The sequence below is a fragment of the Blastococcus sp. KM273129 genome, assembly GCF_021698995.1.
Taxonomy (GTDB): Bacteria; Actinomycetota; Actinomycetes; order Mycobacteriales; family Geodermatophilaceae; genus Blastococcus.
Genome location: NZ_SSXB01000005.1, coordinates 19,705 through 45,242, shown reverse-complemented (window position 1 = coordinate 45,242; position 25,538 = coordinate 19,705). Strand labels below are relative to the sequence as shown.

14 protein-coding genes are annotated in these 25,538 nt (G+C 70.6%); 3 read left to right on the top strand and 11 right to left on the bottom strand.

The genetic code is table 11. The features are described from left to right. Positions 1–148: 148 nt before the first annotated feature. The 6 genes from E9565_RS02655 to E9565_RS02630 form a co-directional block, all read right to left on the bottom strand. Positions 149–3,286 carry a DUF3427 domain-containing protein gene (locus E9565_RS02655; protein WP_236827003.1) on the bottom strand — a complete coding sequence of 1,046 codons (3,138 nt, stop codon included), beginning with the start codon at positions 3,284–3,286 and terminating at the stop codon, positions 149–151. Next, positions 3,283–9,183, bottom strand: coding sequence for a DUF4011 domain-containing protein (locus E9565_RS02650; protein ID WP_236827002.1), 5,901 nt, complete (start codon positions 9,181–9,183; stop codon positions 3,283–3,285). The genes E9565_RS02655 and E9565_RS02650 overlap by 4 nt, the downstream gene beginning before the upstream one ends. A 146-nt stretch (positions 9,184–9,329) precedes the next feature. Beyond that, complete coding sequence (locus tag E9565_RS02645) at positions 9,330–12,557, bottom strand: exodeoxyribonuclease V subunit beta (protein WP_236827001.1); 3,228 nt, start codon at positions 12,555–12,557, stop codon at positions 9,330–9,332. Continuing rightward, complete coding sequence (locus E9565_RS02640; protein WP_236827000.1) at positions 12,554–15,616, bottom strand: PD-(D/E)XK nuclease family protein; 3,063 nt, start codon at positions 15,614–15,616, stop codon at positions 12,554–12,556. Before E9565_RS02640 ends, E9565_RS02645 begins: the two co-directional genes overlap by 4 nt. A 133-nt stretch (positions 15,617–15,749) precedes the next feature. Then, entirely contained in the window at positions 15,750–16,724 is a 975-nt protein-coding gene (locus E9565_RS02635) for a DUF4268 domain-containing protein (protein WP_236834010.1), read from the bottom strand. A gap of 17 nt (positions 16,725–16,741) precedes the next feature. Next, a complete protein-coding gene (locus tag E9565_RS02630) occupies positions 16,742–17,878 on the bottom strand; it encodes a hypothetical protein (RefSeq protein ID WP_236827376.1) in 1,137 nt (378 codons plus the stop codon). 279 nt (positions 17,879–18,157) lie between these two features. Between E9565_RS02630 and E9565_RS02625 the strand changes: the two genes are divergently transcribed. Continuing rightward, positions 18,158–18,841 (top strand): DUF6308 family protein, encoded by a 684-nt coding sequence (locus E9565_RS02625; protein ID WP_236827377.1) that lies wholly within the window; start codon positions 18,158–18,160, stop codon positions 18,839–18,841. A 34-nt stretch (positions 18,842–18,875) separates the two neighbouring features. On the opposite strand, the gene E9565_RS02620 is transcribed toward E9565_RS02625, so the two are convergent. The 5 genes from E9565_RS02620 to E9565_RS02600 all read right to left on the bottom strand — a co-directional run bounded on the left by E9565_RS02620 (position 18,876) and on the right by E9565_RS02600 (position 23,446). Further along, the gene (locus E9565_RS02620; protein ID WP_236827378.1) at positions 18,876–19,511 is read right to left on the bottom strand and encodes a hypothetical protein; all 636 of its coding nucleotides are present in this window, start codon (positions 19,509–19,511) and stop codon (positions 18,876–18,878) included. A gap of 139 nt (positions 19,512–19,650) precedes the next feature. After that, positions 19,651–20,316 (bottom strand): HD domain-containing protein, encoded by a 666-nt coding sequence (locus tag E9565_RS02615; RefSeq protein ID WP_236827379.1) that lies wholly within the window; start codon positions 20,314–20,316, stop codon positions 19,651–19,653. After that, positions 20,317–21,579, bottom strand: coding sequence for a hypothetical protein (locus tag E9565_RS02610; RefSeq protein ID WP_236827380.1), 1,263 nt, complete (start codon positions 21,577–21,579; stop codon positions 20,317–20,319). It lies immediately after the preceding gene. Next, positions 21,576–22,034 (bottom strand): hypothetical protein, encoded by a 459-nt coding sequence (locus E9565_RS02605; protein WP_236827381.1) that lies wholly within the window; start codon positions 22,032–22,034, stop codon positions 21,576–21,578. The genes E9565_RS02610 and E9565_RS02605 overlap by 4 nt, the downstream gene beginning before the upstream one ends. Then, positions 22,031–23,446, bottom strand: coding sequence for an ADP-ribosylglycohydrolase family protein (locus tag E9565_RS02600; protein ID WP_236827382.1), 1,416 nt, complete (start codon positions 23,444–23,446; stop codon positions 22,031–22,033). The genes E9565_RS02605 and E9565_RS02600 overlap by 4 nt, the downstream gene beginning before the upstream one ends. A 76-nt stretch (positions 23,447–23,522) precedes the next feature. Here E9565_RS02600 and E9565_RS02595 point away from each other — a divergent pair, with 76 nt between their 5' ends. After that, on the top strand, positions 23,523–24,188 hold the full coding sequence (locus E9565_RS02595) for an NUDIX domain-containing protein (protein WP_236827383.1): 666 nt from the start codon (positions 23,523–23,525) through the stop codon (positions 24,186–24,188). A 20-nt stretch (positions 24,189–24,208) separates the two neighbouring features. Further along, complete coding sequence (locus E9565_RS02590) at positions 24,209–25,528, top strand: endonuclease/exonuclease/phosphatase family protein (protein WP_374201715.1); 1,320 nt, start codon at positions 24,209–24,211, stop codon at positions 25,526–25,528. Positions 25,529–25,538 lie beyond the last annotated feature (10 nt).

Below are 25,538 nucleotides of genomic sequence, written 5' to 3'. Positions count from 1 at the left end.
TCACGGCGCCGTTAGGCACCGTGTGCCCCAGTGCGGCCGGCATCCACCACGCGCACGCCGTAGATGCCGAGGTCCGGGGCGGGCGCCGGCAGACCCCGCTAAGGCAGCCCCGACACGCGACGACTGGAGGAGATAGATCCTGGTCTCGTCAGGCGACCTTGGCCGCGTGGAAGACGTCCGCAGGAAGGGCGTGGTGGAGCTGCCAGAGGATCCGCATCGGTCGCTCGCCGGTGTGAGACAGGTATGTCATCGGGCCGGCGTACAGGTAGGGCGGCGTGCCCAGCGTTCCGTCCGACGTCTTCGTCTCGCGGACGAACAAGTGCACAGAGGTGCCCAGCTCGCGGTGGTTGATGTACCGCTGGCCGGTTGCGGACCGCTCGGCCGTGTTGTTCTGTGACTCCCACTGAAAAAGCGTCGGGGAGATGGCGTGGTCGGCGTACATGGTCGTGGGGGAAAAGTGCGCCTCTGACTTTAACAGCGTCACGAAGAAGACGTCGGCTCGATCGTCCGGGACCCACCGCACTCCCGAACCAAAGGTGCCGTTGAGGTTCTCCATCCCGAACGCAGCCAGGGCCTCGTCTCGGCTGTACCGCGCATGGACGTGCAGCGGCCGGGGGCCGGCGATCTCCAGCGCCGGCGCGACGCGGTGAATACGGTCGTGCAGCACACCGCTCAGCTCACGGAGCTCGGCCGCGCGTCCCGGGTGAGCCAGCAGCCGTTCCAGGCTGGCTTCGATGCTGCTGAAAGGCGTCCGGTTGCCGAAAAGGGAGAAGTGCAGCATCGCTGCGAGACGGCGGGTCCGGTCGTCGAGCTTGAACTTCCCCTCGGTGACCGACCGGAAGAACTGCAACCGTTCGACGTCGTCCGCGTGCAGCATGCGGCCGAGCGCTCCACCCAGAGTGGCGTCGTCGGGTCCCGGCCGGTCCTCCACCCACCCGGCAGCTCGTTGTAGGTCCAGCCAACTGCGACCACTGCCGCGATACAGGTCTTCGAGATCCACGCCGGACTCTTCGAGGAACCCCACGAGGGTCGGGCGCTGGAGACGACGAGCCTCGGCGGCGAGCCCCTTCCAAGACACGGTCAGTGACGACTTGATGTTGTCCAGTACGAGCTGCTGCGCCACCCGGTCGAGCTCGATGTGGCAGCCGGCCGGGAGGAGCGGAAACCCCTGCTCAACGTCTCGTTGCAAGCCTCGCCGTGAGCTGCCGGTGAGAGCGCGGAACCGAAGGTCGAAGCGAAACTCCTGGTGCTGCGCCCCGATGAAGTCGAGAACCGTCAGGCACGACTTGTCCTCGGACAACCGCAAGCCGCGCCCGAGCTGCTGGAGAAAGACGGTGGCGCTCTCCGTCGGCCGGAGGAACAAGACGGTGTCGACGGCCGGCACGTCGAGCCCCTCGTTGAACAGGTCGACCGTGAACAGCACGTTGACTGTGCGATCGCGCAGTGCGATGAGTGCCGCTGCGCGGTCCTCACGGGAGGTTCCCGAGGTGACAGCGAGGCTGGGGATGCCCGCGTCGGTGAAGCGGCGCGCCATGAAATCAGCGTGCTGGATGCTCACGCAGAAGCCGAGGGCCCGCATCCTGCCCGGGTCGTCGACCTTGTCCCGGATCGCTTGGAGAATGAGCCGTACCCGGACGTCATCGCCGGTGTAGATATTGGTCAGCTCAGCTGTGTCATAGCCGCGTCCGCGCCTCCATCGCACCTGTTCTAGGGCGACGTCGTCGTGGATGCCGAAGTACTGGAACGGCGCCAACAGCCCTTGCTCCAGCGCTTCCCATAGCCGCAACTCGACTGCGGTGCGGCCGTCGAACCATTCCCGCACATCGGCGCCGTCCGTCCGTTCGGGCGTCGCGGTGAGTCCGACGAGGACCTTGGGCGTGAGGTGCTCGAGAAGGCGTCGGTAGGTGGCGGCCATCGCATGGTGAAACTCGTCGACGACCACTAGGTCGAAATGCGCCGGATCGAGTTCCGCCAAGTCGAGCTGGGACAGCGACTGCACCGATCCGAAGACATGGCGCCACTCCCGGGGGCGCTGGCCACCGACGTACAGCTCACCGAAGTCACCCTGCCGCAGCACGTGGCGGAACGTTGACAGGCTCTGCGCCAGCAACTCCTCCCGGTGGGCGACGAAGAGGATGCGGTCGGCGGTCCCCGCGGCTCGCAAGCGCTTGTAGTCCAGCGCGGACACCACGGTTTTCCCGGTCCCCGTCGCCATCACCACGAGGTTGCGCCACCGGTTGTGGACAGTGCGCTCGGCTTCCAGCTCGTCGAGAATTTCGCGCTGGTAGCCGAACGGCCGAACATCGAGCGACGTGATCTCGATCGGCAGGTCCGTTGGCCCCCCGCGCTCCGCGCTGAGTGCTGCGCGCAGCCGGTCGCCATCCCGCCCGGGCGCGTACGTCTCGAACGATGGATCCGCCCAGTAGCTGTCAAAGGTCTCAGCGAAGGTATCGAGCAGATGCCCCTGCTCGACGCTGGACAGGCGGACGTTCCACTCCAGGCCGTCGGTCATCGCCGTCCGCGACAGGTTCGAAGAGCCGACGTAGGCGGTTGACATGCCGCTCGCGCGGCGGAAGAGCCAGGCCTTGGCGTGCAGCCGCGTCGTGCGCGTCTCGTAGGAGATCTTGACGTCGGCGCCCAGTTCGACGAGACGGTCCAGGGCGCGCTGGTCGGTCGCCCCCATGTAGGTCGTCGTGATGACCCGGAGTCGGCCGCCCCGCTCCTGCAGGTCTAGCAGGGCCTTCTCGAGGACCCGCACACCTTGCCACTTGATGAACGCGCATAGCAGGTCGACGTCGTTAGCGGAGGCGAGCTCCCGGGCCACCTCGAAGCCGATGCGCGGCTGCCCGCGGCCGTTGACCAGGAGCGCGCTCGTGGATAGCGGCGTAGCCGGTCGTTCCGGAAATGACGTGGGGCCGGGCACCGTGCGCGGCGCCGCCACCGCGAGCAGGGTGCGTGGCGGATCAGCGACCGGCTCGTCAAAGGCGCCAGCATCGGCAGAGAGCTCATTGATCAACGTGACGATGCGATTGGCCAGCGCCACCTGGCGGGCGACGGCAGCGGCGTCGGAGCCGCCGGCAGCGCGCAACGCCCGCTTGGCCAGTTCGGTGATGTGGCGGGTCAACGCCTCGTGGGCATCGGCAGGGTCGAGTCCACCGAGGTCGACAAGCTCCGGCGGAACCTCCGCTAATGACCGCAGCAGCCGATCGGTGACCAGGTGCTCGTAGAGCCCGGGAGCCAGTCCAGCCTCGGTCGACAGTTGGTGCCTGTCCAATCCCATGGTCATCCGGGGAGCACCAGGCCCGTCGACTGCATGGTCAGACGCCCAGAAGCCATGGCGTGTGCCAGTGCCGCTTCGAGCAGCGCCACCTGGGCGGGGGTCCGTCGGCGCAAGCCGAACACCTCCAGCGTCTGAGCGAACAGTTCGTCCTGGGTCATGCCGGCCGCGGCGCGGCAGAGCGCCGCCATCGCGTTGCCGATCTCCTCGGGAGCGACGTGCTCCAGCGGCCGATCGGTGCCATTCGCGTGACGGCGGAACCCCGTCCACGTCCCTCGTTGAAGGTCGGCCGGCCAGACGAAGTCACCCACGACCAGCGACGCAGGGATGACCGCGGCGATCGCGTCCTTGCGCCCCTGGGCGACCCGGCCGAGCCCGAACGCCGACGCAGTCAGGCGCGCCAGGCGGTCCAAGTGAATCGGACCCTCGGCCTCCACGCCCGAAATGAGGACCGTCCGGACCCTCTCGGCGGCGCGGCGGCCCGGCAACTCGTCGAGGACGCTGCGATCACCGGTCGCGTCGGGCTGCCACGCCACGAACTCGGACTCGCCCTCCAAGGTGGCTGCCACTGCCTTCGGAGCCGGAGCCGTCTCCACCGTGGACGACGGCGCTGCCGCCTCGACGGCAACGCTCGGTCCGGGGTCCGAGGACACAGCGGCGGGCCGAGGGGCGTCAGCTGCGCGGGGCGGCGGCTGCTGCGCGGGCGCGTCCAGGGCGGCGACCAGCCGATCGAGAACCGCATCGGGCTCGGCGAGCCAGGACGGCAACCACACCCGCTCGACCGCCGGCCAGCCGAGCATCCCCCCGAGGACGTCGACCGGCAGCCCGTCGCGGTCGCCCACGGTGCCTCGACCCGCCCAAGCCGGACCGTCGAGAAGGACGGCCATCAGGGGACGGTCCGGCGAGTCGGCCCGAGCGACGGACAGATCGATTTTGAAGTCGGAGAGGCCGACATCGGTCCGCACCGCGAGACCACGGGCCCGGAGTCCGGCGGCGATCTCTTCCCGATGCCGATCGGGTACGGAGGGAGCCTGCCCGTCACGGGGGAGCACGCCGGTGCCCTGAGCGGCGAGGTCGAGGTAGGACCGCAGGTGCTTGACTCCTACCGACGAGGTCTCCTCCGCCCGCAGCTGGGCCGGGTCGAACGACGAGAAGACCACGACCTGCCGGCGCGCCCGGGTGACGGCGACGTTCAGCCGCCGCTCGCCTCCCGCGCGGTTCAGGGGACCGAAGTTCAACGGCAGCACGCCGCGCTCGTTGACGCTGAAGCCCGTGGAGAAGAACACCACGTCGCGCTCGTCGCCCTGGACGTTCTCCAGGTTCTTGACGAAGAGACCCTCGCCGTCGGTGCGGTCGAGCGCCTCGACGAGTCGCTCGTCTCCGGCATCGCGCAACAGCGCCTCGATGTAGGCGCGCTGCTGCTGGTTGAAGGTCACGACCCCGAGCGACGGCAGGTCGTCGGGCGAGGCGGCGAACCGGCGGCGAATCTCAGCGACGACTGCCTCGGCCTCGACGGGGTTCGTGCGCAGCAACTGACCCCTTCCGGCCCGCTGGAAGGTGCCGTCGACCCGGACGAGGGAGATCCCACGCCCGTCAGGGTCTGCCGTCGCGCGGCCGTGCACCGGTGCCGGGAAGGACGACAGGCGGTTCTCATAGTACTGCCGGTTGCTGAAGGCGATCAGCGACTCGTCCTGGCTGCGGTAATGCCAGGAGAGCCACTGCCGGGGTACCCGTGCCTGGACGCACTCGGAGAGGATGGACTCCTCGTCCTCGACGACCGGCTCGGCGGAGTTCTCGACGTCCTCGTCGTCGCCGGTACCGGATGCGGGCTCGGCGAACGTCGTTGGGGGCATCTGCTTGCTGTCCCCGACGACGACGGCAGCTTTCGCGCGACCTAGTGCACCGATGGCGTCTGCCACGCGGATCTGCGACGCCTCGTCGAAGACGACCAGGTCGAATAGTTCGGCTTCGGCGGGGAAGAACCTCGCCACCGAGTCGGGGCTCACCAAGACGCACGGGATCACCGCGGTGATCAACTCGCCGTAGGTGGCCAGCAGGCCGCGAACTCCTAGGCCGCGGCGCTGCTTCGCCAGTTCCCGCTGCAGTGCTCCGACCTGACCCAGCCCGGTCGCCGGGTCGAAGGGTCGGCTCTGCAGCACTCCGGCCGGCACCGCCGACCGCAGGTGTTCGCGCACCGCGCGAGAAGCGGCCGTGAAGCGGTGGATGGCGCGCTCGTGCCGCTCCGGCTGGAAGCCGTCCAGGCCGGTGGCCGCTCGGCGCTCGCGAACCGACGACTCGGCGAGTCCTCGATCGAATGCGCGCACCGCATCATCGGCCTCGAGCCGGCCGGACAGGATGACCTCGCGCGCTTCGCCCAGGCCGACGGCGCGCAACGACTCCACACCCGCGATGAGGTCCAGCCAGCGCTGCAACGAGGGCAGCTCGGGCACCTCCATAGCTCGCTCTGCCGCGGTGGCGTCCCAGCGGGTGAGCACCCCCTCGGCGCCGGCCCAGGCGGCGAACCGGTCCTCCGGGGTTCGACATGCGGACAGCAGGCGCGAGAGAGCGTCTCGGGCGCGCTCCACAGCTGTGCCGGCGTCAGCGTCGACGATCGGGCCGGCCGCGAGGAGGGAGCGGAGGATGCCGGGGAAGCCGTCTGCGGCATCCACGGCTGCGCCGGCGTGGCGTAGCCACTCGACCTGCCGATCCAGCAGGTCCCGCCCGGCGTCGGTGAGCGGGTTCCATTGCGGGGGCACGGCGAGTCCGGGGACGCCGGCGGCCCGCTGGGCGATGGCGCGGACTGCGGACTGGACCTGCAGCAGCGCCCCGGTCAGCTCGGGCACCGCCTTCGGCGCGACCTCGGCCCCGGGCCGCAGGACCGGTGCGAGCTGCTCCCGGACAGCGATCAGTCGCTTCTTCCGGCCGAACCAGCTCGACGCCGCGGCGGCGGTGGCGGCTGCGTGGATGTCGGCCAGGGGCAGGTCGAGAGCCGCCGGGGTGGCGGCGTCCAGCCCGGGATGCGTGGCGGCCACGAACGCCGAGACCTCGTGGGCCACGGATCGCGTGGCATCGCTCCACCGTGGCGAGCGGGTCTCGTCGAGGACGGCCAGGCCCACGGCCGGCCCCGACAGGAGTCGAGCGAGTGTGTCCAGGTCTGTCGGCGTCCGCGCTGCCCGGACGACGGGAGCGAGACGGCCCTCGCGAGGCAGCACCGCCAACGCTTCCGTCAGGTCCATCGCCGCCTGCCGGACGGCGGAGGCCGACACGTCGGCGGTGTCGACGAACGCCCACGGGTGGTCCGGACGGGGGCGAGCCTGGTCGGTCAGGTCCGGGAGGCCGGCCAGGAACTGCCGGATACCGGCGACCGCCTCCGGAGACGTACTGGCGACGAAGGTGGTGGGGACCGGGAGAGCCGCAACTTCGGTTCTTGCGGACAGCACGGCGGTGCGAGCGGTGTAGAGCGACAGCCCCGCCCCGTTCGTCTCGTGCAGCCGCTGGGTGTACCGGTCCAAGCTCCGGCGGGCCGACCGGAGGTCCTCCTGGTCGGTGGCCAGCCCCTGGTCGTCCACCGCGACCGCGTGATCCAGCGCCTGCCGGATCTGGGCCCGGACGACCGCCGGCTTGCTGCCCTTGTCGTGCAGGTCGAGCGCGAACGGGCTCATCCCGACCGCGGCCAGCCGCCGATAGACGACATCGAGGGCCGCGCGCTTCTCCGCGACGAACAGCACCCGCTTGCCGTCGGCGACGGCGCGGGTCAGGAGGTTGGTGATCGTCTGCGACTTGCCGGTGCCGGGTGGGCCCTCGAGCACGAAGGTCCGTCCGGCGGCGGCCTCGGCCACGGCGCGCAGCTGGGAAGCGTCGGCCGGGACCGGGCAGCGTGCGGCCAGGTCGTCGAGGTCGGCGTGGTCGGCTCCCGTCGTGACGGGGTCGATGAACGGTTCGGTGGGCTTGCTGACCAGGTGGGCGACGAGCGCATTGGTCGATAGCTCAGCCCAGTGCTCGTCCAGGTCCTTCCAGAGGCGGAACTTGGCGAACTGCAGGATGGCCAGGTCGGCCGTTGGCTCGACCCGATAGGGCAGCCCGCGCTCGGCGAGGGCTATCCGCATCGCCTGCAGCGCGGCGTCGAGGTCGATGCCGGCTCCGTCCTCGGCCGGCTCTGCGAGACCCGGCACGGAAAGGCCGTGGAGCTGGCGCAGCTTCTCCAGCAGGCAGTAGTTGGGCGTGCTGGTGCCGGACTCGTCGAGGACCATCCGATATCCGCTGTTGCGAGCGCCGGAGACCACGTTCACCGGGACCAGGACGAGTGGCGACCGGAGTGGCCGACCATCGAGCTCCCAGGCAAGGCTGCCCAGCGCCAAGTAGAGGTTGTTGGCGCCGGTTTCCTCGACGATCGTCTTCGCCTTGTACGCGAGGTTGCGGAAGCGGGTGAGGTAGCCGGCCTCGGTGACGTCCGCGAAGACGGCGCGCCGGCTGTGCAGGATTTCCGTCAGCTGGTCCTGGGGCAGCTCGCGCGCCGACCGCAAGCCGCGAGCTCGCTGGATCTCGGCGATGTGGTCGGAGGGGAGCAGATTGATCGGCGTCCCTTCGTTGACCATGTCCTCTAAGGCAGCGAGGGAAGCGTCCGGCACCGTCAGCGCCAACCCGGACCGGTCGGTGTAGTTGATCAGCCGGTTGCGCAGGCTCAGGTCGAGCAGGGCGTTCTTCCACTGCTGGACGCGAGCGGGGACGTCCGGCCGGTCAGCGGGACCGGCAGGGCGATCTGAAGGCTGGACGAAGCGGAGGGGAGCGCTGTGCTCGGCAGGGCGGTACTCGACGACGTTGATCGCGCCATCGGCGTCCCTGGTCCGGGCAGGCAGCGGCAGGATCTGATCCTGGCGGGCGCGGTGGACATCGACGACCCCGGTGACTCGATCCAGGTCTCCGGCGAGCCATTTCGCATACGGCTGCCGGTGCAGGTCGCCGGCCGAGTTCTGGTCGTCGCCGACCAGCATGGTGGTCTCGATCAGGCGGATCAGTCCGAGGTCGACGAGATTGACCAGCGACGCCACCTCGGTCGAGACCGTGCTCTCGACTGGCACTTCCTCCCGCCAGTAGCCGAGGAACGCGTGGCCCTCCACCACCCACAGCAGCGGACGGATGCCGGCCTGCTCGAGCGCTGCGGCGAGCACCACCACAGTGTCGAGGCAGGTACCGATCCGGCCGTCCAGGACGTCGCCCGGCGTCCGGACCTTCTGTCCGTTGTCGGCCCAGCTCGCCGGCGGTTCGCTGTAGCGGATGGAACGACGCCGCATCGCTTCGGCGAGGGCGTCGGCGATCTGGTCGACGCGTTCGGCGCCCGACTGGTAACCCTGCACCGCTGAACTGCCCGTCGCCGACCGGAGAAGCTCCGCCGCTTCGCTGACGAGCGCAGTGACGGACGGGTGGTTCGGCATGACGTGGGCCGCCAGCATCTCCAGAGCCAATGCCGGCGGTGAGGCCAGCCACTGCTGCGCGGCCAGAACCTGGACCGGAACCGCTCTGCGAGCCAGTACGCGCTCACCCTGGGCGACTTCGACGTCCACCGTGCCGGGGCGCTGCTCCTCGACCTGCAGCATGGCGGCGGGATCGAGGCGCAGGGGAACGTCGGTGAGAACCGCCGTCGCTCCCTCCTCGAGGTCCACGAGCAGTTCGACGGGCGTCCCGATCGCCCCCTCGGCGTCGCACACCGACAGTCGGACGATCGCGGCGTCGACGGGTCGCCCTCTGTTGGTGACCACCAGGCGGGAGATCACCGGCACCCGGTTGTGGGCCAGCGCGTAGCTCAGAACCTTCGTGGCGGTGACGTCGATCCCGATCGGAGGAGCTGATGCGGTCGCTCCCTGCTCGGCGTCGAACGGCATCCGGTCGGCCCCCGTGCTGTCACCCATGCGGTGTTCCTACCTTCTGCGGCTGACTCCATGAATCAGGAGCGGGTGAGCGTCATGCCATCGGGTCGGAAGTGAGCGGAGTGGCACCCCCATCGGCCATGGGCGCCCTTGCCGGCTCCTCGGACTCACGCGGACGGCGGAGGATTTCAGCCGGACGGAGGGCCGGCGACCACCGAGCCGACGGGGTTGAGGAAGGCCAGGCGTAAGTCGACGGCGGTGTTGCCCGTCGCAGCGCTGAGCACCGTCGCGTAGGAGCGCAGCTGCGGCGCGTAGTACTGGGCGCGGGCGGCGACCGCCTCGGCCGGGATAGCGTCGGTCTTGTAGTCGATGACCACCAGGGAACCGTCGTCCTCCCGATAGACCAGGTCGACGTAGCCCTCGAGCACCGTGCCGTCGTCCTGCACCGTTCCGACGTACATCTCCCGCCAGTGCTCCCTCGCGGCCGCCCGCTGCACGATCTCCGACTCCAGCGCCGAGCGCACCAGCGCAGTGACGACGTCGGCGTGCATCTCGACACCCTCGGCCACGCACTGCGCCGCCACGGCGTCGTCCAGACCGCTCCCGGTGGCCAGGTCGATCTGCTGCAGCACCCCGTGCACCGCCCGGCCGATCGCCGTCCCATACCGGCCCTTCGACCAGGCCGGCAGTTCGACGTTGAGGGCGCCCTTCGCCGAGCCGGTGTCGCCGCCGCCGAAAGCGACCGAAGGCTCCGTCCCCTCGAGCCCCGATGCCGAGACCGCCGAGGCGACGCCGCTGGCCGAGCGCACCCGGGTCAGCTCCGCCAGCCAGTCGCCGTACTCCTCCGGAACCCGGGGCGCGACGGGCTCGGCGAAGACCGACGAGCCGTCGCCCAGCTCCGCCACCGACCACGACTCCGCGCCGGACGCGCTACCTCCCGCGTCCGCGATCAACTTGGCCGCCGTCTCGGTGCGCGACACCGCCGAGCGGTGCAGCGACACCACGAGGTGGTCCCGGGCCCGGGTCGCCGCGACGTACAGCAGCCGCCGGCGCTCGCGCTCGTCCATCTGCTCATCGACCGGCTGGGCGGCGTCGAAGTCACCCGTCGTCACGCCCTTGCGCAGGGACACCTCGTAGCCGCCGGACGCCGGCCACAGCACCCGGACCCCCGAGGGGCTGCGCGGCCCCGCGGTCAGGCCGCTCATCACGACGATCGGGAACTCCAGCCCCTTCGCTGCGTGGATAGTCATGATCCTCACCGCGCTGGCGTCGGTCTCCGGCAGCGACGCCTCCACCACCCGTGAGCTCTCCTGGCCGTGCAACTCCGCCCACGCCAGGTAGGCCCGCAGCCCGCCGTGCTCCGACTCCGACCACGCCCGCGCCTGGTCGACGACGAACCGCAGCCGCCGCCACTGGTCTCGCGCCCGCGGGCTGGTCGCCGCCACCTCGAGCATCCGGCGGTCGGCCACCAGGGCGGCCAGCACCTCGGCGGGCGACAGCCAGCGCGAGTCGTTGTGCAGCCGCCGCAGGTATGCCAACGCCTGCGCCACCGGGTGGTCGCGGCGGTCGTCGGCGACCGGCGCCAGGAGGTTGAGCACCCCGCCGTCGCGCTTCCAGGTCCAGAGGTCGTCGTCGCCGCAGCCGAACAGCGGCGAGCGGAGCGCGGTGACCAGGGCCAGGCCGTCGCTCGGGTCGGCGACCGCCCGGGCGGCGGCCAGCAGGTCCCGGACCTCCTGCGCCTCGTAGACGAGCGAGCTCGCCTCGGCGCGGTAGGGGATGCCGGCGTCGTCGAGCGCCTCCTCCAGGAACGGCAAGGAGGTGCGCGCCGGCACGAGGATGGCGATGTCGTCGAGCCGCGCCGGCCGCCACTCCTTCGTCTCGTCGTCGCAGACCTGCCAGGCCTCGGTGATCGCCCGGCGGACCACCCCGGCGACGTCCGCGGCCTCCAGCTCACGGAGTTCCGCCGCTGAAAGCTTGTCGGTGTGCGCCTCCGCGCTCAGGGCCACGACGGACGGTGCGTTCCCGAGCGGCTCACGCACCGCGTCCAGGGCGCGGTACTCCGGCTGCCTGTCCGGCTCCGCCACGATCAGCCGGCCGAAGACGTCGTTGACCCAGGAGAGGATCGGCTCGGTCGTGCGGAAGTTCGATGTCAGGCTGACCTCGGTGCCGATCACCCGCTGCGACCGCAGGTACATCGCGATGTCGGCCCTGCGGAACCGGTAGATCGACTGCTTGGGGTCACCCACGACGAACAGGGACCCCGGTGGGACGACGACGTCCTCCCACTGCTCCTGGCTCGCCTCGGCGCCGCCCGCGATGCGCACCGCCAGCTCGATCTGGATCGGGTCGGTGTCTTGGAACTCGTCCAGCAGCAGGTGCGAGTAGCGGTCGTGCAGCGCCGCCCGCACCGCGGGCTGGTGTCGCAGGAGGTCGCGCGAGATGACCAGCAGGTCGTGGAACTCCAGGCGGCCGGCGGCCTTGCGCTCCTGGGCGGCGTCGATGACCCGCGCGGCGATCCACCGCGACAGCAGCCGCAGCGTCGTCTCCAGCACGTCCTTGACGACCGCGTCGGCGTCGACGATCAGCTGCTTGCAGGCGTCCTTGATCCCGTCCAAGGCCGCCTTGCCGCCCCAGTTCTTCGCCTGGCCGTACCGGTGCTTCAGCTCGGCGGCCTCGCGCAGGACCTCGAGCCGTTGGGCCGCGTCCACCGCCGCACCCAGTCGGGTGCCCCACGCGCCGAAGGAGGTGAGGTCGGGGAGGAACTTGTCGGCGGCGTCGGTGCACTCATCGGTGCGGCCGGCCAGCTCGGTCGCCATCCGCACCAGGTCGTCGAGGTCCCGCAGCTCGGGGACCGGCAGCTGCTCGTCGGTGAGCACCCGCTCGGACACCAGGTCCCAGTCGGCGTTGAACAACTTGGTCAGGGAGCGCAGGTGGTCCAGCGTCACGCCGGCCGACATCGCCAGCAGCAGCGGATGCGCGATGGCGTCGTCGTCCAGCAGCCGGGTGCGCTGCTCGGCCCACCGCTCCTCGAAGGCGACCGAGCTGCTCAGTTCATCGGCGACCTCCAGCAGCGGCGGCAGGCCCGCTTCGATCGGGTGCTCGCCGAGGATCCGCTGCGCGAAGGAGTGCAGCGTGCCGATCGCCGCGCCGTCCAGGTCGTCGAGCGCCTGCTGGGCGAGCTCGCCGTCGTCGCGCTCCAGCGCCGAGCGCAGCCGGTCGCGCAGCTCGGCGCCGGCCTTCTCGGTGAACGTGACCGCGGCGACCGACCGCATGGGGACGCGCGCCTCGGTGACCAGCGCGGTGATCCGGTCGACCAGGCAGGTGGTCTTGCCCGACCCCGCACCAGCCTCGACGAAGAGGGTGCGGTCGAGGTCCTCGCGGATCGCGCGGCGGGCGGCGTCGTCGTTCAGGTTCATGCCTGGCCTCCGTCGGCGGGCAGCGGCTCGATGAGGGCGACCAGCTCGGCCAGCCGCGGATCGGTCTTGGTGCGCAGCCAGCGGGCGCGGGCGTTGCCGTGGCCGATGCCGTCGGGGTTGCAGAAGGCGCACTGGACGTAGGCGAAGTCGTCCTTCTCCGGCGGCCTGGCCGGGAAGAGGCCGGTGCGGATGCCGGCGACCAGCACCTGCAGGGTCTCCGCGTACCGCTGCTCCACCTCGGGCGTGAGCGGGACGGCGATGCGCCCCTTGTCCCGCCGCACGAACCAGTAGGCGGCCTCGACCTCGGCGTCGGGCCGGTCGAGGACCTGCCGGGCCGCGTGGGCGTACACGGGCAGCTGCATCTTCGTGCCGCCGAGGACGGGGTCGTCGGCGCAGAGGCCGGCGAACGAGCGGGCGCTGCCGCTCTTGATGTCGGTCACCACGAGCCGACCATCGGCCGTCTCGTCGACCTTGTCGGCCGAGCCGCGCATGAGCACGGTGCCGCCGTCGGGCAGCTGGACGGCCACCGGTTCTGCACCGTTCATGCCGAAGGCCAGCTCGCTCGCGAGAACGCGGGCCTGCTGCTCGGCGCGCCACACGTCGTCGGCGGCGAGCATCGCCTGCAGGTCAGCCTGGATGCGGACGAGCACCTGCTGCCACAGGCGCGGGTGACCGGTGCGCCCGTCGGCGGCCATTTCCGCGGCCCGGGCGTCGGCGATCTCGGCCAGCCGGTGGCGATGTGCGTCGGTCCAGGGCTCGCCGTGGCCGGGCAGGTCCTCGGCGAACTCGGTGACCAGCTGGTCGAACGACTCGTGCATCAGGGTGCCGATGTCGGCGGGGCTGATCGTGAGGACGTCCTCGGGCTGCTCGATCGGCTGGATGCCCAGCACCCGGTCGATGAAGTAGGAGTGCGGGCAGCCGGCGTACTTCTCCAGCGCGGTGGGGGAGACGGCGCGCTCGCCGGCGGCGAAGTCGGGGAGCCCGTCGGGGACAGCGGAGAGGTCACCGTCGAACCGGGTGAACGCGTCGCTCTCGCGGCTCGCGTTGAGGGTGTGCGCGGCGGCGACGACGGCGTCGTCCAGCTGCAGGCCGCCGTGTGCCGCCTGCGTCCGCCACTCCTGCTCGCTGGCCGGCTGCTGGGCCGTGGCCAGGGAACCGGCGAAGGAGGGGGAGGTGGTGAGGTGGCCTGCGGCCGTCTCCCACTTGGTGGCGGTCAGGCCCGGGTCGCCGGAGAGCTCCCGCAGGGTGGGCAGCAGCCAGCGGCTGGGCAGGTACCGGCTCTTGGTGCGCAGATCGCCGCGGGGGAACGACGCCACGACGCGTGGTGCGGCGGCGAAGGCAGCGAGCAGGTGGCGGTGGGCGGCGTCGATCCGCTCCCGGTAGCCGAGCAGTTGGCCGCCGGTCACCTCGCGGGCGCGCTCCGGCAGCAGCGGGTCCTCGCGCAGCCGGCCGGGGTACATCCCTTCGGCCAGGCCGAGGACGAAGACGACGTCGGCGTCCAGCCCGATGGCCGCGGAAACCGGGGCGACGAGCACGCCGTCGCCGAACCGGCCGACGCGGGGGAGCGCGGCTTCGAGCTGGCTGGCCAGCGTCTCGCGCAGCTTCCTGAGCCCGGCCGGGGCGCCGAGGGCATCGAGGGCGCCGAGCGCGCGGAGTGACTGCTCCAGGGCGCCGGCCGCGTACTGCTCTTCGACGGGAAGGGCAGTCAGCTCCTCGGCCTCGCCGATCAGCGAGTGGACGAGATCCAGCGCCCAGCCGGAGAGCTCCGCCCAGCTGAGCAGGCCTGCGCCGCGGTGCAGCTCGGCACGCAGGCGGACGGCGAAGCCGCGCAGCCGCTCGGCGTTGTCGATGTCGGCGGCCAGCTTCTCGCGCCGTCCGTCGCTGTCGGTCCCCGCCAGCTCCTCGCGGTGGGCATCGGCGTAGTGCTGGAGCCTCGTGTCCCAGTCGTCGCCCTGGACGACGCCGGCCGCACGCGACAGCCGCTCCCAGCGCGAGACGGGGATGCGCTGCCCGTCGGCGGTCCGCATCGGTACGGCGGCCAGCACGCGGAACAGGTCGCTACGGGACAGCTCGTTGGTCGCCAGATCGAGCAGCTCGAGGACGGCTCGGGCGACGGCGCGCTCGTGCACCGGGCGGGTGCCGGGCCCGTTCACGGTGATGCCGGCCGCGCCCAGGTGCTCGTGCAGCAGACGGGCGTAGGGGTTGCCCTTCGCGTAGAGGACGGCGACGCGGTGGGCCTTCGTCGTCTTCAGCGCGGTGACGACCTCGCGGACGACGCAGCGGACCTCGTCGTCGGCGTCTGAGGCGGTGACGACGCGGGTGGCGGTGGGTTCACGTGCGCTGTCGCCGGCGTCGGCGCCCACCCGGTGGAGGGACCGGAGGACGGCGGCGTCCGCCTTGTCGCTGCCGGTGCGGCCGGCGACGACCCGGAGTGTGCCCGCGGTGGCGACCGCATTGACGAAGTCGGCCTCGGCCTGGGTGAGCTGCTGGGGCAGGTAGAGGACGACGGTGCCGACCTCTCGCATCCGTTCCGGCTGCTCGCGCGCGATGCGGGTGGCGGTGTGCAGGAGGTCGGTCTCGTCGTACCAGGCGGGGGAGAGGCCGGCCCGCACGTCGCGGTGGAGGCGGACGAGGTCGGGGCCGAGGGTGGTGGCGCCGGCGACGGCATCGAGGACGGCGTCGTCGAGGTCGCGCAGCTCCCGGCCGGCGCGGACGAGGGCCTCGACGGTGGCGGGGTGTTCGGCGACCGCCTCGAAGACGCCGGGCTCCTTGCTGAGCGCGGCCCGCCACGACGCTGCGACGACTGCCGTGGTGGCGGGGCGGCGGGGGTGCAGCGCTGGAGTCGCGAGCTGCTCGGCGAGGCGCACGATCGTCGTGGGGAACAGGGCCGCGACCCCGGAGTGGCCGTCGCCGAGGCCGTGGGCGAGGAAGCGGCGGGCCACGATGCCGGCGATGTTGTTGGGCACGAGGACCGTCACGGGTGCGAGCGGGTCGCCGTCCTTGGCCTCCCGGACGGCGTCTCGGAGTTCTTCCAGCGCAGCGCGGCCGTACGCGGTCATGCATCCCCCCGTGGTCAGAACCACGGCGGACCGTAACAACGACGCCGCGGCATAGCGGTTACCGCACCGGATGCTGCCTGGCGTCTCCCCCTATCGGGTCACAACGACCTCACGCATCGCACGAGCGACCGACTCAGCCGCCCACGACATAGCTGATGCCGCCTACGCACGCGAAGGCCCGTCGAAGCCTCGTCTGGGTCTCAACCATCCAGTCGAGGTAGGCGGGCCAGCTCTCGCGCTGGTCGACAGCGGCCGGCCCCGTCTGATCCTCGATCCGGCAGGCCTTCTTTCCCTCCAAGGGATCGAAGTGGAGCTGTCCGCCGTACTCGGCTTCGAACTGCTCGCGCACGTCCAGAAGTCGGGCGAACATCGCCTGGTTCTGCTGAGCGCTGGCGTTGTCGAAGTACAGCTCGCTGCGCAGGCGGGAGTCCTTCGCGAAGCTCACGCCCCAGATGAGGCCCTGGCCGCCGCCGGGCATGTCGAAGTGGCTGGTGGTCGGCGCCTTACCCTTCGACCAGTTCAACTTCTCCGCCTTCAGACGATCCAGCAGCTCCTGCCAGAACTGCTGGTACAGCACACCCTTCACGCCAGGGGACTGCTGCTGGCTCTGGGCGGCCGTCTTCTTCGACTTGGCCCAGTCGTTGGGCTGGCTGACGACCGTGAACAGCGGTGCGGGTGCCGAGTCGCCGATCCGCACCGCGGAGATCTGGACGCCGAAGAAGCGGGTGCCTTCCTGCGTGTGGGTGTTGAGCCAGTCGAGTGCGGCCCGGTGCTCCTGCCTGAACTCCGGTGCCACCCAGACGATGTTGCTCACCTCATCCACACCAGCGGCGTAGGTGAGCAGCTGCCCGAGGTGGCTGTGGTCCGTCTTCTGGAGCTGGTTCTCGACGATCACGGTCTCGCCCGTGCTGATGTCGTGGCCCAGCAGATCCAGGTAGAAGTCGCCGATCGGGTGCTCGTTCACGGTGAGCTCGAGGTCCATGCCGAGGGCGTCACCGAGCCGATCGGCGTTCTCCAGCAACCACGGGGTGAAGACGTACGCCTCGTGGGACCAGACCTCGGTCACCGGGACCGTCTCGAGCTTCCCCAGCAGCGGCACGTGGGTCACCGTGCGAACCTCAGCAATCAATTCAGAACAAGAGCGCCGGATCCTGCATCGGAGATGTTCGATGGAGCATCTCTCGATGGGGAGGGCCCGCACAGTCGTTGGGCGGCAGCCACGATGGCGGCGCGCAGGTCGGAGCGCTTCAACAGGTCGAGAGGTACCCCGGGCCGCTTCTTGAACTCGGCTCGGGTGATGGCATCGGTCGCCAGCGGGAGGCCCGCGGCCGAGAGATCTTCCAGGAAGCGACCCAGAGCTTCGGGGTCGGCTCCGCGCGCCCACTGGAAGTTGCACGAGAGCGATGTGGGGAACCCGCAGTACACGCTGAACGGAGCGATCTCGGCTCCGGAGGCTGCGGTGCCCCAGAGCGAGTAGCTCGGGTAGGTGCCCGAGCCGCCGTGTCGGACACGGAAGCCGTGAGTCGCAAGGTCGTCGACAAACGACACGACCGCGTCCGCAAGTCCAGGATCGCGCTCCCGCAACCAGGCATCGACGTCCGTGTGGTTCCACCGGACGGTGCTGGCTGTGCTGCGGCGCGCGTTCTTGTCTTCGGCTGACTCCGAGCCGTACACGGTCGGGATGAGGATCTCGGTGTCGCTGTGCACGGCGTGGCGAAGCTCGATGGCCAGCAGGCGCATCCCCGCTGTGGTGTGCGTGTTGAGGTAGCGGACGATTCGTCGGAGATCCGTACTGATCGAGTCGACCGCCAGCACCAACGTGAAGACGCCGGCTTCGAGATTCATCTCGAAGGCGCGGCGTGCGTCATCCGGTTGGCCGTCGAAGAGAACGTCGAGGGACGGACCGCCGCGCGACTGCCACAGTTCCTCGAACATCTTCGGAGTGAGCTCAGCGAGACGTGCTGCGTAATCGAGGATCTGCCCGACGATGGTCCGGCGGATGTCCGCGTCAGTCGCCAGCTTGCATTCGACGATGGTGATGGTGCCGTCGCTGTCGATGACGACGAGGTCGGCCCGACCCACGCTGGTAACCAGTTCGCGGACCGCGATCGCCTCGGAGCTGATGCCTTCGATGAGGCTCGGCTGCTCGCACAGGATCTGCTGCAGTTCAGCTTCGTTGACGTACCCGTAGCTGTTGGGCTCGGTCCACCTACCACCGTGGTCCCGGACGCGGATCTCGACAGCGCTGCGCGGTGAAGCCACGGTGGCACTGTCGCACGGCTCTGAGACGACGCTGGCGAGGTTGACCGGAGGCGCGCCGGTCGTGGCGGCCGTCGAGGAGCTGTCGACGCTGCGGACGTCCTGCCCGGACCGTCCCGCCGACGGACCACATGTGCAGGGCTTGTCGACGCCGCAGAGCTGGGGCGATGACGGCCATGAACGGCGATCCGTCCCTGGCAGCAACGGCACATTGCGCGCTGGTTCGACGGCTCTCATTGGCGTGTCCGCGACACCCGGGCTCGTATCCATGACAGTCGAGGGGTGATCCGAACTCCGATCGAGCTCTCCCGGTTGCTGTCCATCGTCGACGACCCGCGGGCGACCGAAGACCTCCGCAAGTACTTCCAGCCCACGCGCGCCCCGGGGACGATGCCGCGCTACTCCGGCAGTCGCTTCGAGTTCTTGGCGGGTGGCGGCGACCGGCCCGAGACGGCTGATCGGATCACTGTCGACGATCTCGTGGCGGTGACCCTCCTGTCGGTCGACGTGCCCGGTGACGTGGCGCTGCAGCTGCTGGAAGGCGACCTAGGGCGCGACATCAGCCGGCATCTTCAGCGCATCCCCACCGACGTGGCGATCAGCGATCGCACTGCCGCCCAGCACTTCGCCAGTCACTCGCACGCAAGGGTTGCTTGGGATCTGCTGGAGGAGCCGCACGGCATGGGCTGGGTGATTACAGGCAAGTTGCTGGCCCGGAAGCGGCCCCAGCTGCTCCCGGTGTACGACCGGGTGGTCCGTTGTGCCTTCGGGCGGCCCGACGGGTTGTGGAATTGGCTGCTTGCGATGTTCGCGGATGACGGCGCCCGGCTGACCGACCGTCTTGAGGCGGCACGTGACGCGGCAGGTGTGTCGCCCGAGGTGTCTGCGCTCCGGGTGCTGGACGTGATTTTCTGGATGCGCCACCGACCCGTTCATCTGACGAATGGGTGCGCCGGTCTGGTCTGAAGGTTCGCGGCTTGACCGCAGCAGCTTGAGATGTTCAGCCGGGCCAGCCGAGGAGGTGGTGGGCGTGCCGCCCGGCGAACCACCGACCGGTCGTCCTGGACCGCCGGTAGGCGCCGAGATAGCCCACCGGCTTCACGGTGACGTGGACCTGCCAGGACCGGCCGTCGGGACGCTGCGGCAGCTCGTTGCCCCAGCGAGCCAGACGGGCGTACCAGCCGGCGTAGGTGTCCAGCACGAGGCTGGCTTCCCGCTGACCGCTCGTGGGCGAGGGGTGCAGCAAGGTCCCGGTGACTCCGTGGTCGTCGAGTCCCGGACCAAGAAGGTGGTCGAGGACGTGGCCCAGGTGCAGTGGGTCAGCGCCGCCGCCGAGCGTGCGATGCCACTCCGGCAGGACCCGCACCGGCTCGGTCGCCGCTGGTGTTGCCACAACGGATCCTGTCCGCTTGGCGATCTCGCGCGCGTGCATTCTTGGGCATGGGGACGTCTGCGCCCAGGCGGTCAGAGCGAGTGCGTGCTCTCCCCACCAGCGGTCCAGAAGCATCAATTGGGGGGTGTCTGTCGGGCGTCCGGCGGCGAGCCAGCGCTGCACACCGAGGTCGGGCTGCGTCCAGCCGAGGACCCCGTAGGTCAGCGTGGTGAGCGGTGCCCAGAAGGCGATCGCCTCGGCCAATGGGTCCGAGCGCCCGCCGGGCTGCCACGGTGCGGGCGGTGGCGACCAAGGGCCGTCCGGGTCGTTGAGCGCCTGGATTAGTGTCGGAAGTCCCCAGATCCACGGTCCACTGTCGCCGATCAATCTGGGCGAAACGGGATCAGGCCCCCAGGACATACGTGCCTCCCTCAGGCTGCTTGTTGCCTTCCGCGGTCATCAGGGCGCTGACGGCGCAGCCCAGCGCGTCGGAGATCGAGTGACCGGGCAGCCGGTTCGCGACCACGTCGCGGACGCTCGTGTAGTACCAGAGCAGCTCGTCGCGGCTCGCGTTGAACGTCGTCCAGAAGTCCTGCCCGTACCGGCGGACGTCGGCGGCGATGCAGAGCCCGTTGTGCGTCTTGTCCGCCGCCGTGACGAGCAGCGCGTCGAGCGGCTTGGCGCCGAGACCGGCCACGTACGGGCGCTTTCGCGCGGCCCACGTCCCGCTCCGGTTGCCGTCGGCGTGCAGGCCGTCCGAGCAGGCCCGGACGATGTCAGCTACCGCGCCTCCGAACCGCGACCGGATCTCGGCCAGCACGGCGCCGCCCTGGCCGGCGGGCGCGTCCTCCACGGCGTCGTGCAGCAGCGCGGCGATCGCCTGGTCCTCGGTGCCGCCGTGCTCGAGCACCAGCGCGCTGACACTCATCAGGTGCGTCATGTAGGGCACACGCGAGCCCTTGCGCAGCTGCTCGCGGTGGTGCCGCGACGCGTAGAGCAGGGCCTCGTCGAAGCGCTCGCTCAACGGCCCGCTCCCCATCGCGCGGCGGTCATCCAAGGTCGTGGTCATTCAGTTCTTCCCCGTCTTGATGGCGGCGACGACCGCCTCGACGTCGGCCGGCTCTGTCGTCGTCCGCGAGGCCGCGCGCATGGCGGCCCACTGGCTGTACTCGTCGTCGCCCTTGGCGTCCCAGCCGGGCTCCCACGCCCAGTAACGGACGACGTTCACGGTTTGAGCTTCAGGTGCGCGGGTGACCGTGGCACAGTCCTCGCCACCGAGCCGCAGTTCCAGCGTCTCTTCCTGCGGTGCGGTGGTCGACCGGGTCAGCGAACTGTGCACGACGCTGGGAGCGGCACCGAGCACGGCGAGCAGCAGCGGGTCGGAGCCCACCCGGTCACCGCTGGCGCCGAACCACTGCAGCCGCACGTGGGTGGTCCCGTCGCGCACCTCCTGCGACAGCACCCGGTACTGCCCGCCGGTGACCAGCTCCTGCTCGTCGTCCTTGATGCTTGAGTGCTGCCACGCCGGGACAGCGGGGAAGTCGCCCACCAGTTCGAACAGGAACCGCGTGCCGAAGCCGGCGGCGACGTCGGGGGAGAGGGAGACGCCCCAGAGCGGCATGTTGATGCGTCCGGTCGCCAGGCGTTTCTCGATCTGGGGGTCCTCGTTGGGCTTGGACTTGATCCCCCGACCGGCGAACGTGCCGGCGGGTACCCCGACGGCGGTGGACCAGCCGTTCGCGTCCCGGTGTGGTGCATCGTTGACCGCCCGCAGCAGTGCGAGGCCGGCCGCCAGCACCTCGGGCGTCGTCCGTGCCTGCTCGTCGTAGTCGGTGATGAACCCCGCGTGGAAGTAGTGGCGCACGCCGCTGAGCACGCGAGCCGCGGCGCGCACCGGCGACGAGCCCACGTTCTTACCGCCCTGCCACAACCTGCACGCCTCGGCGAGGGCGTCGTCCGGCACCGGCGGCTGGACGACGGGGCGGTGCCACGCCAGGTTCCTGGCCTGGAGCACTTCGAGCACCCGCACCGCGGCCGACACCTCGCGGACGACCAACTCGACCGCCTCGTCGGTGGTGGTCGCCCGAGCCGCCGTCGTGCCCTGCGCGCCGACTGAGGTGAAGCCGTCGTCGGGAGCCGGGAGGTGCACGGCGCCGTCGTCCTGCAGGTCGACCCACTGGTTGTAGTAGGTGGACGGGTGCTTGCTGCTGATCATCACCTGCAGTGGGTGCAGCGCCGCCTGTTCGACGCGGATGGCGACGTCCTCGTCATCCCAGGCAGCGACGGACTCGGCCACTCGGCGGCGCACCTCGTCGTACTGCACGCCGCTCATCCGCAGACCGGGCATGCGCCGGCGGGGGACAGCGCATACCAGTGCTCCGGGCAGATCTGAGGCGCCTTTTCCGACTGCTTGGCGTGCCCGCCTAGCGTTGAAGCCGGCCCCGCGGCCTTCCACGTCACGGCTTCGACAGCTAGGTCCATGACAGCTGTGGCGTGGTTCGCCAGCAGTTCGTCGCTGAGCTGGAGGTACGTCGTCGGGCCCTTCTCCTCCTGCTTGGCCCCAGGGAACCGGGCGACGACCTCTGCGGCGCGCTCGGGCGGTAAGCCGATCGAGATCCGGTTGCGGTGGGCGTACACAGCGATAGCGCCGGACAGCGACGGGCGCAGGCTGACGTAGGTGCCGGTGCGATCGGACTCTATGGCGGTCCGGGCCGCCAGAGCTTCGGCCAGGCTCCGGACCGGGGGAGTGGCGGCCAGGTCGTCCAGGTGCGCCTGCAGGGTGCTCATTGCGAACCTCCGTCGTCGTGGGACCGCGCGGAGAGGCGCTGCAGCGCGGTGGTGAAGCTGTCGTTCCAGAGGCCGAGGTGCGGCCAGCGCTCGGCGACGTGCGCCGTCGCCTCCTCGACCGACATCCCCTTTTCCCGCACCAGCCAGCCGCGCAGCACCAGGCCGGTGCGCGAGGCGCCGCCGTGGCAGTGCACCAGGAGCCGGTGTCCCTCCGCCTGCAGTGCCTTCATGTCGTCCAGGACGTCGGCGAGCATGACGTCGAGGTCGGCGTTGTGGTCGTTGTCGGCGATGTAGGCCATCCGGTGCACCGGGTGCGGGAACGGCTCGCCCAGCCGGCACAGCGAGATGACGGCGAAGTCTCCGTCGCTGTAGCGCGCGCCGTCGAGGTTGCCGGCCCAGATGCCGGGCAGGACCTCCGTCGGCCCGATGCGGGGGATCACCCCGGGGTCGTAGTTCTGTTGCACCCCACCGTCGAGCGTGGCCGCGAGCTGCTGCAGGTCGGCCAGCCGCCAGACCTTGTCGCCGTGGCCGGGTACCCGACCGTGCACCACTGACGCCCAACGACTCGGAATGGCGCCCATCCCGAAGACCGCCCCGGCCAGCCCGCCGGCGACGCACGCCACCGTGTCGGTGTCGCCACCTAAATCGATGGCCAGCCGCAGCGCCTCGGCGAAGTCGCGGCCGTTCCGCAGCGCCCACACCGCCTGCCCGAGCGTCGGCCACACCGCGCCGTTGGACTCCGTGGCCCGGTCCGGCGTCCAGTCCGGGGCGAGCACGGTCGCCCACCGCTCCTGGTGCTCGTCGGCGACCGCCTCCAGCGCCGAGGGGATCGCCGCAAGCGGGTCGCCGCCGTCGAGGGCCGCGCGCATCAGCTCGTGGAAGATCGCGCACCCTTCGCCGGTGGACGGGTCGCCATGGGTCAGCGCGGAGATCCGCCGCGCGGCGTCCATCGTCGCCTCGCGTCCGTCGCGCGAGAACCGGATCGCAGCTGGCGTCGTCCGCATCAGCGAGCCGTTGCCCGCAGCGCGGCCGGTCCGATGGAAGTGCTCTGTGGCGGCGACGTCCCACGGCCGGTTGGAGTCGAGGACGGTGCGGGTCTGGATGCCGACGTCCTTCGGATCCGCCGCTGCCCAGGCGCGGAAGCGGTCGAAGAGGTCCGCCTCGTCCAGGTTGCCGAGGTCGGCCAGGGACGATGCTACGAGCAGCGCCATCTGCGTGTCGTCGGTGAACTCGCCCGGCTCCCACGGGCCGCTGCCGCACATCTCGGTGCGGGCGCCGCGGGCGGGGGAGGGGAAGCGCGCCGAAAACCGGCCGGGCGGGCCGAACTCGAACGGGGCACCGAGGGCGTCGCCGACGGCCGAGCCGACCAGCGCGCCGGCGACGCGGTGGGAGCGGTGCATGGGCGTGGTCATGGACTCTCCTCCGTACGAGTTAGCGCATCCACGCGCTAACCCCAAGTTAGACGAGACCTGCGCTAACGTCAACGACGTGTACCGCGACAGCTCCGGCAGGGCGCTGACCGACTACCCCCAGCCGTCGGTCGCCGTCGACACCGCCGTCCTCACCGTGCCGGACGAGGACACGCGGCTGTTCGTTCTGCTGGTCCGACGCTCGGTAGAGGGCGAAGGGTCGGAGTGGTTGCTGCCCGGCACCTTCCTGCATGAGATGGAGACGCTCGCGAGGGCGGTCGGGCGATCGCTGCGCGAGAAGGCCGGGCTGACGCCGGACGTCACCCCTCGCCAACTGCACGTGTTCGACCACCCCGACCGCGACTGGCGGGGCCGGGTCCTCTCCGTGGCGCACGTGGCTGCGTTGCCGTGGCGGGAGATCGAGCCGGTGCTGGCGACGGGTGGGGGAGCAGTGTGCGTGCGCCCGGTGGACGAGGTCCGGGGGCTGCCTTTCGACCACGACGAGATCGTGGGCCGAGCGGTTGCCGACATGCGCCGGCAGTACCTCGAGCGCCCCGACCCGGACGGCTTGCTCGACGAGCCGTTCACGATCCGCGACCTGCACCGCCTGCACGAGGCCGTGGAAGGCGGGCTGGGGTTCTCCCCGGACACCTTCCGCCGGGCCATGCTCCCGCGGCTGAAGGAGACGAGGCGCCGATCCGAGGGCACCGTCGGCAAGCCGGCGCAGCTCTACGTCCGCCGCTGACCTGCGCGAGTTTGTCGGACGTGCGTGCGACAGTGCGTCGCCGCCCCTCACGCTGCGCAGCAGGTGGGGCGTCTCTCGTCGTCCAGTCAACAGAAAGCACCGTGCGCATCGGCACCTACAACCTCCGGCTCTGCCCGACGTCCTCCTCCGCACGCGGGCAGGCGATCGCCGACTGGATGAAGAGCCAGGACGTCGATGTCTGGCTGCTCACCGAGGTGCATCGGGACTGGACGCCGGGTGACGGGCGCTTCGTCGTCGCACCTGAGCGGGGGATCGCGCCGGCGGAGAAGCGGTGGTCTGGTGTTGAGACGCGCCTGCCGCTGGGTGACCTGCGGACGTCGGGCGACCCCTCCCACGCGGGGGAGGAGGGGCTGACGCTCGCCCGGCTGGAGCTGGACAGGGCGTCGTCCGTCCTGGTGGCGTGTTCGGTGCTGCCGTGGAAGGGAGCCGGCCCGTACTGGCCGGGACTCCCATCCGGTCAGGCGGCGGAGTTCCGCCATGTCCTCGACCACCACGTCGCCCGCATCTCGGCCGAACGCCTCGAGGGAGAGCCGCTCGTCTGGGGCGGGGACTTCAACCAGCAGCTGACTCCGCCGTACTGGTTCACCACAGCTGAGGGCGCCGAGGCCCTGCGAGCCGCGTTCGACGAGCTGGGGCTCGTGCCGCTGACCGAGCGTGCCGAGCACCTGAACGGCACTTCGCACGCCATCGACCACCTGGCCGTCAGTCGTGACCTCCTGGCCGGCGAGCAGATCGCTTCGGTGCACCGCCCGGAGTACGACGGCGGACACCTGAGCGACCACGCCGCCTACACGGCGGAGGTCGGCGTCCACGGGGGAACGTCCGTGAGCGCGGCGAGCGAGCCGCTGTACCGCACCGCAACCGGTGGGCGCCTGCACATCCGGAGCTGCCCGCACCTCAGCGACTCGCAGGTGCTCGAGGCGACGGTCACCGACGGCGAGATGTGCGCCTGGTGCGACAAGGAACTTCGCGGCGAGGGCCGGCGCTATTTCAGCTCGCTCGCCGACGCCTTGCCCGAGTTCGGTGCCCCGCGGGGCAACTGGCCGCTGATCACCCAGCACCTGGCCGGGGTCGATCACGATCAGGTGTGGATCGTCGCGAGTGGGACCTACATCGCCCTGGGCCGCAACGGTCGCGCCGTGGCGTGGTCGGGCAAGACCTACGTCAACCCGTCCGCCGACGAGCTCATCGAACTGCCGGACTACCGGGACGTCACGGGCAGGAGCGCCGCCGCCGTCCACGACACCTGGGGCGAGTTGTGCCCGGTCCACTTCATCCAGCGGCCGCGCAGCGGACGCTGCGAGAGCTGCGACGACTGAGGAGCCCGTA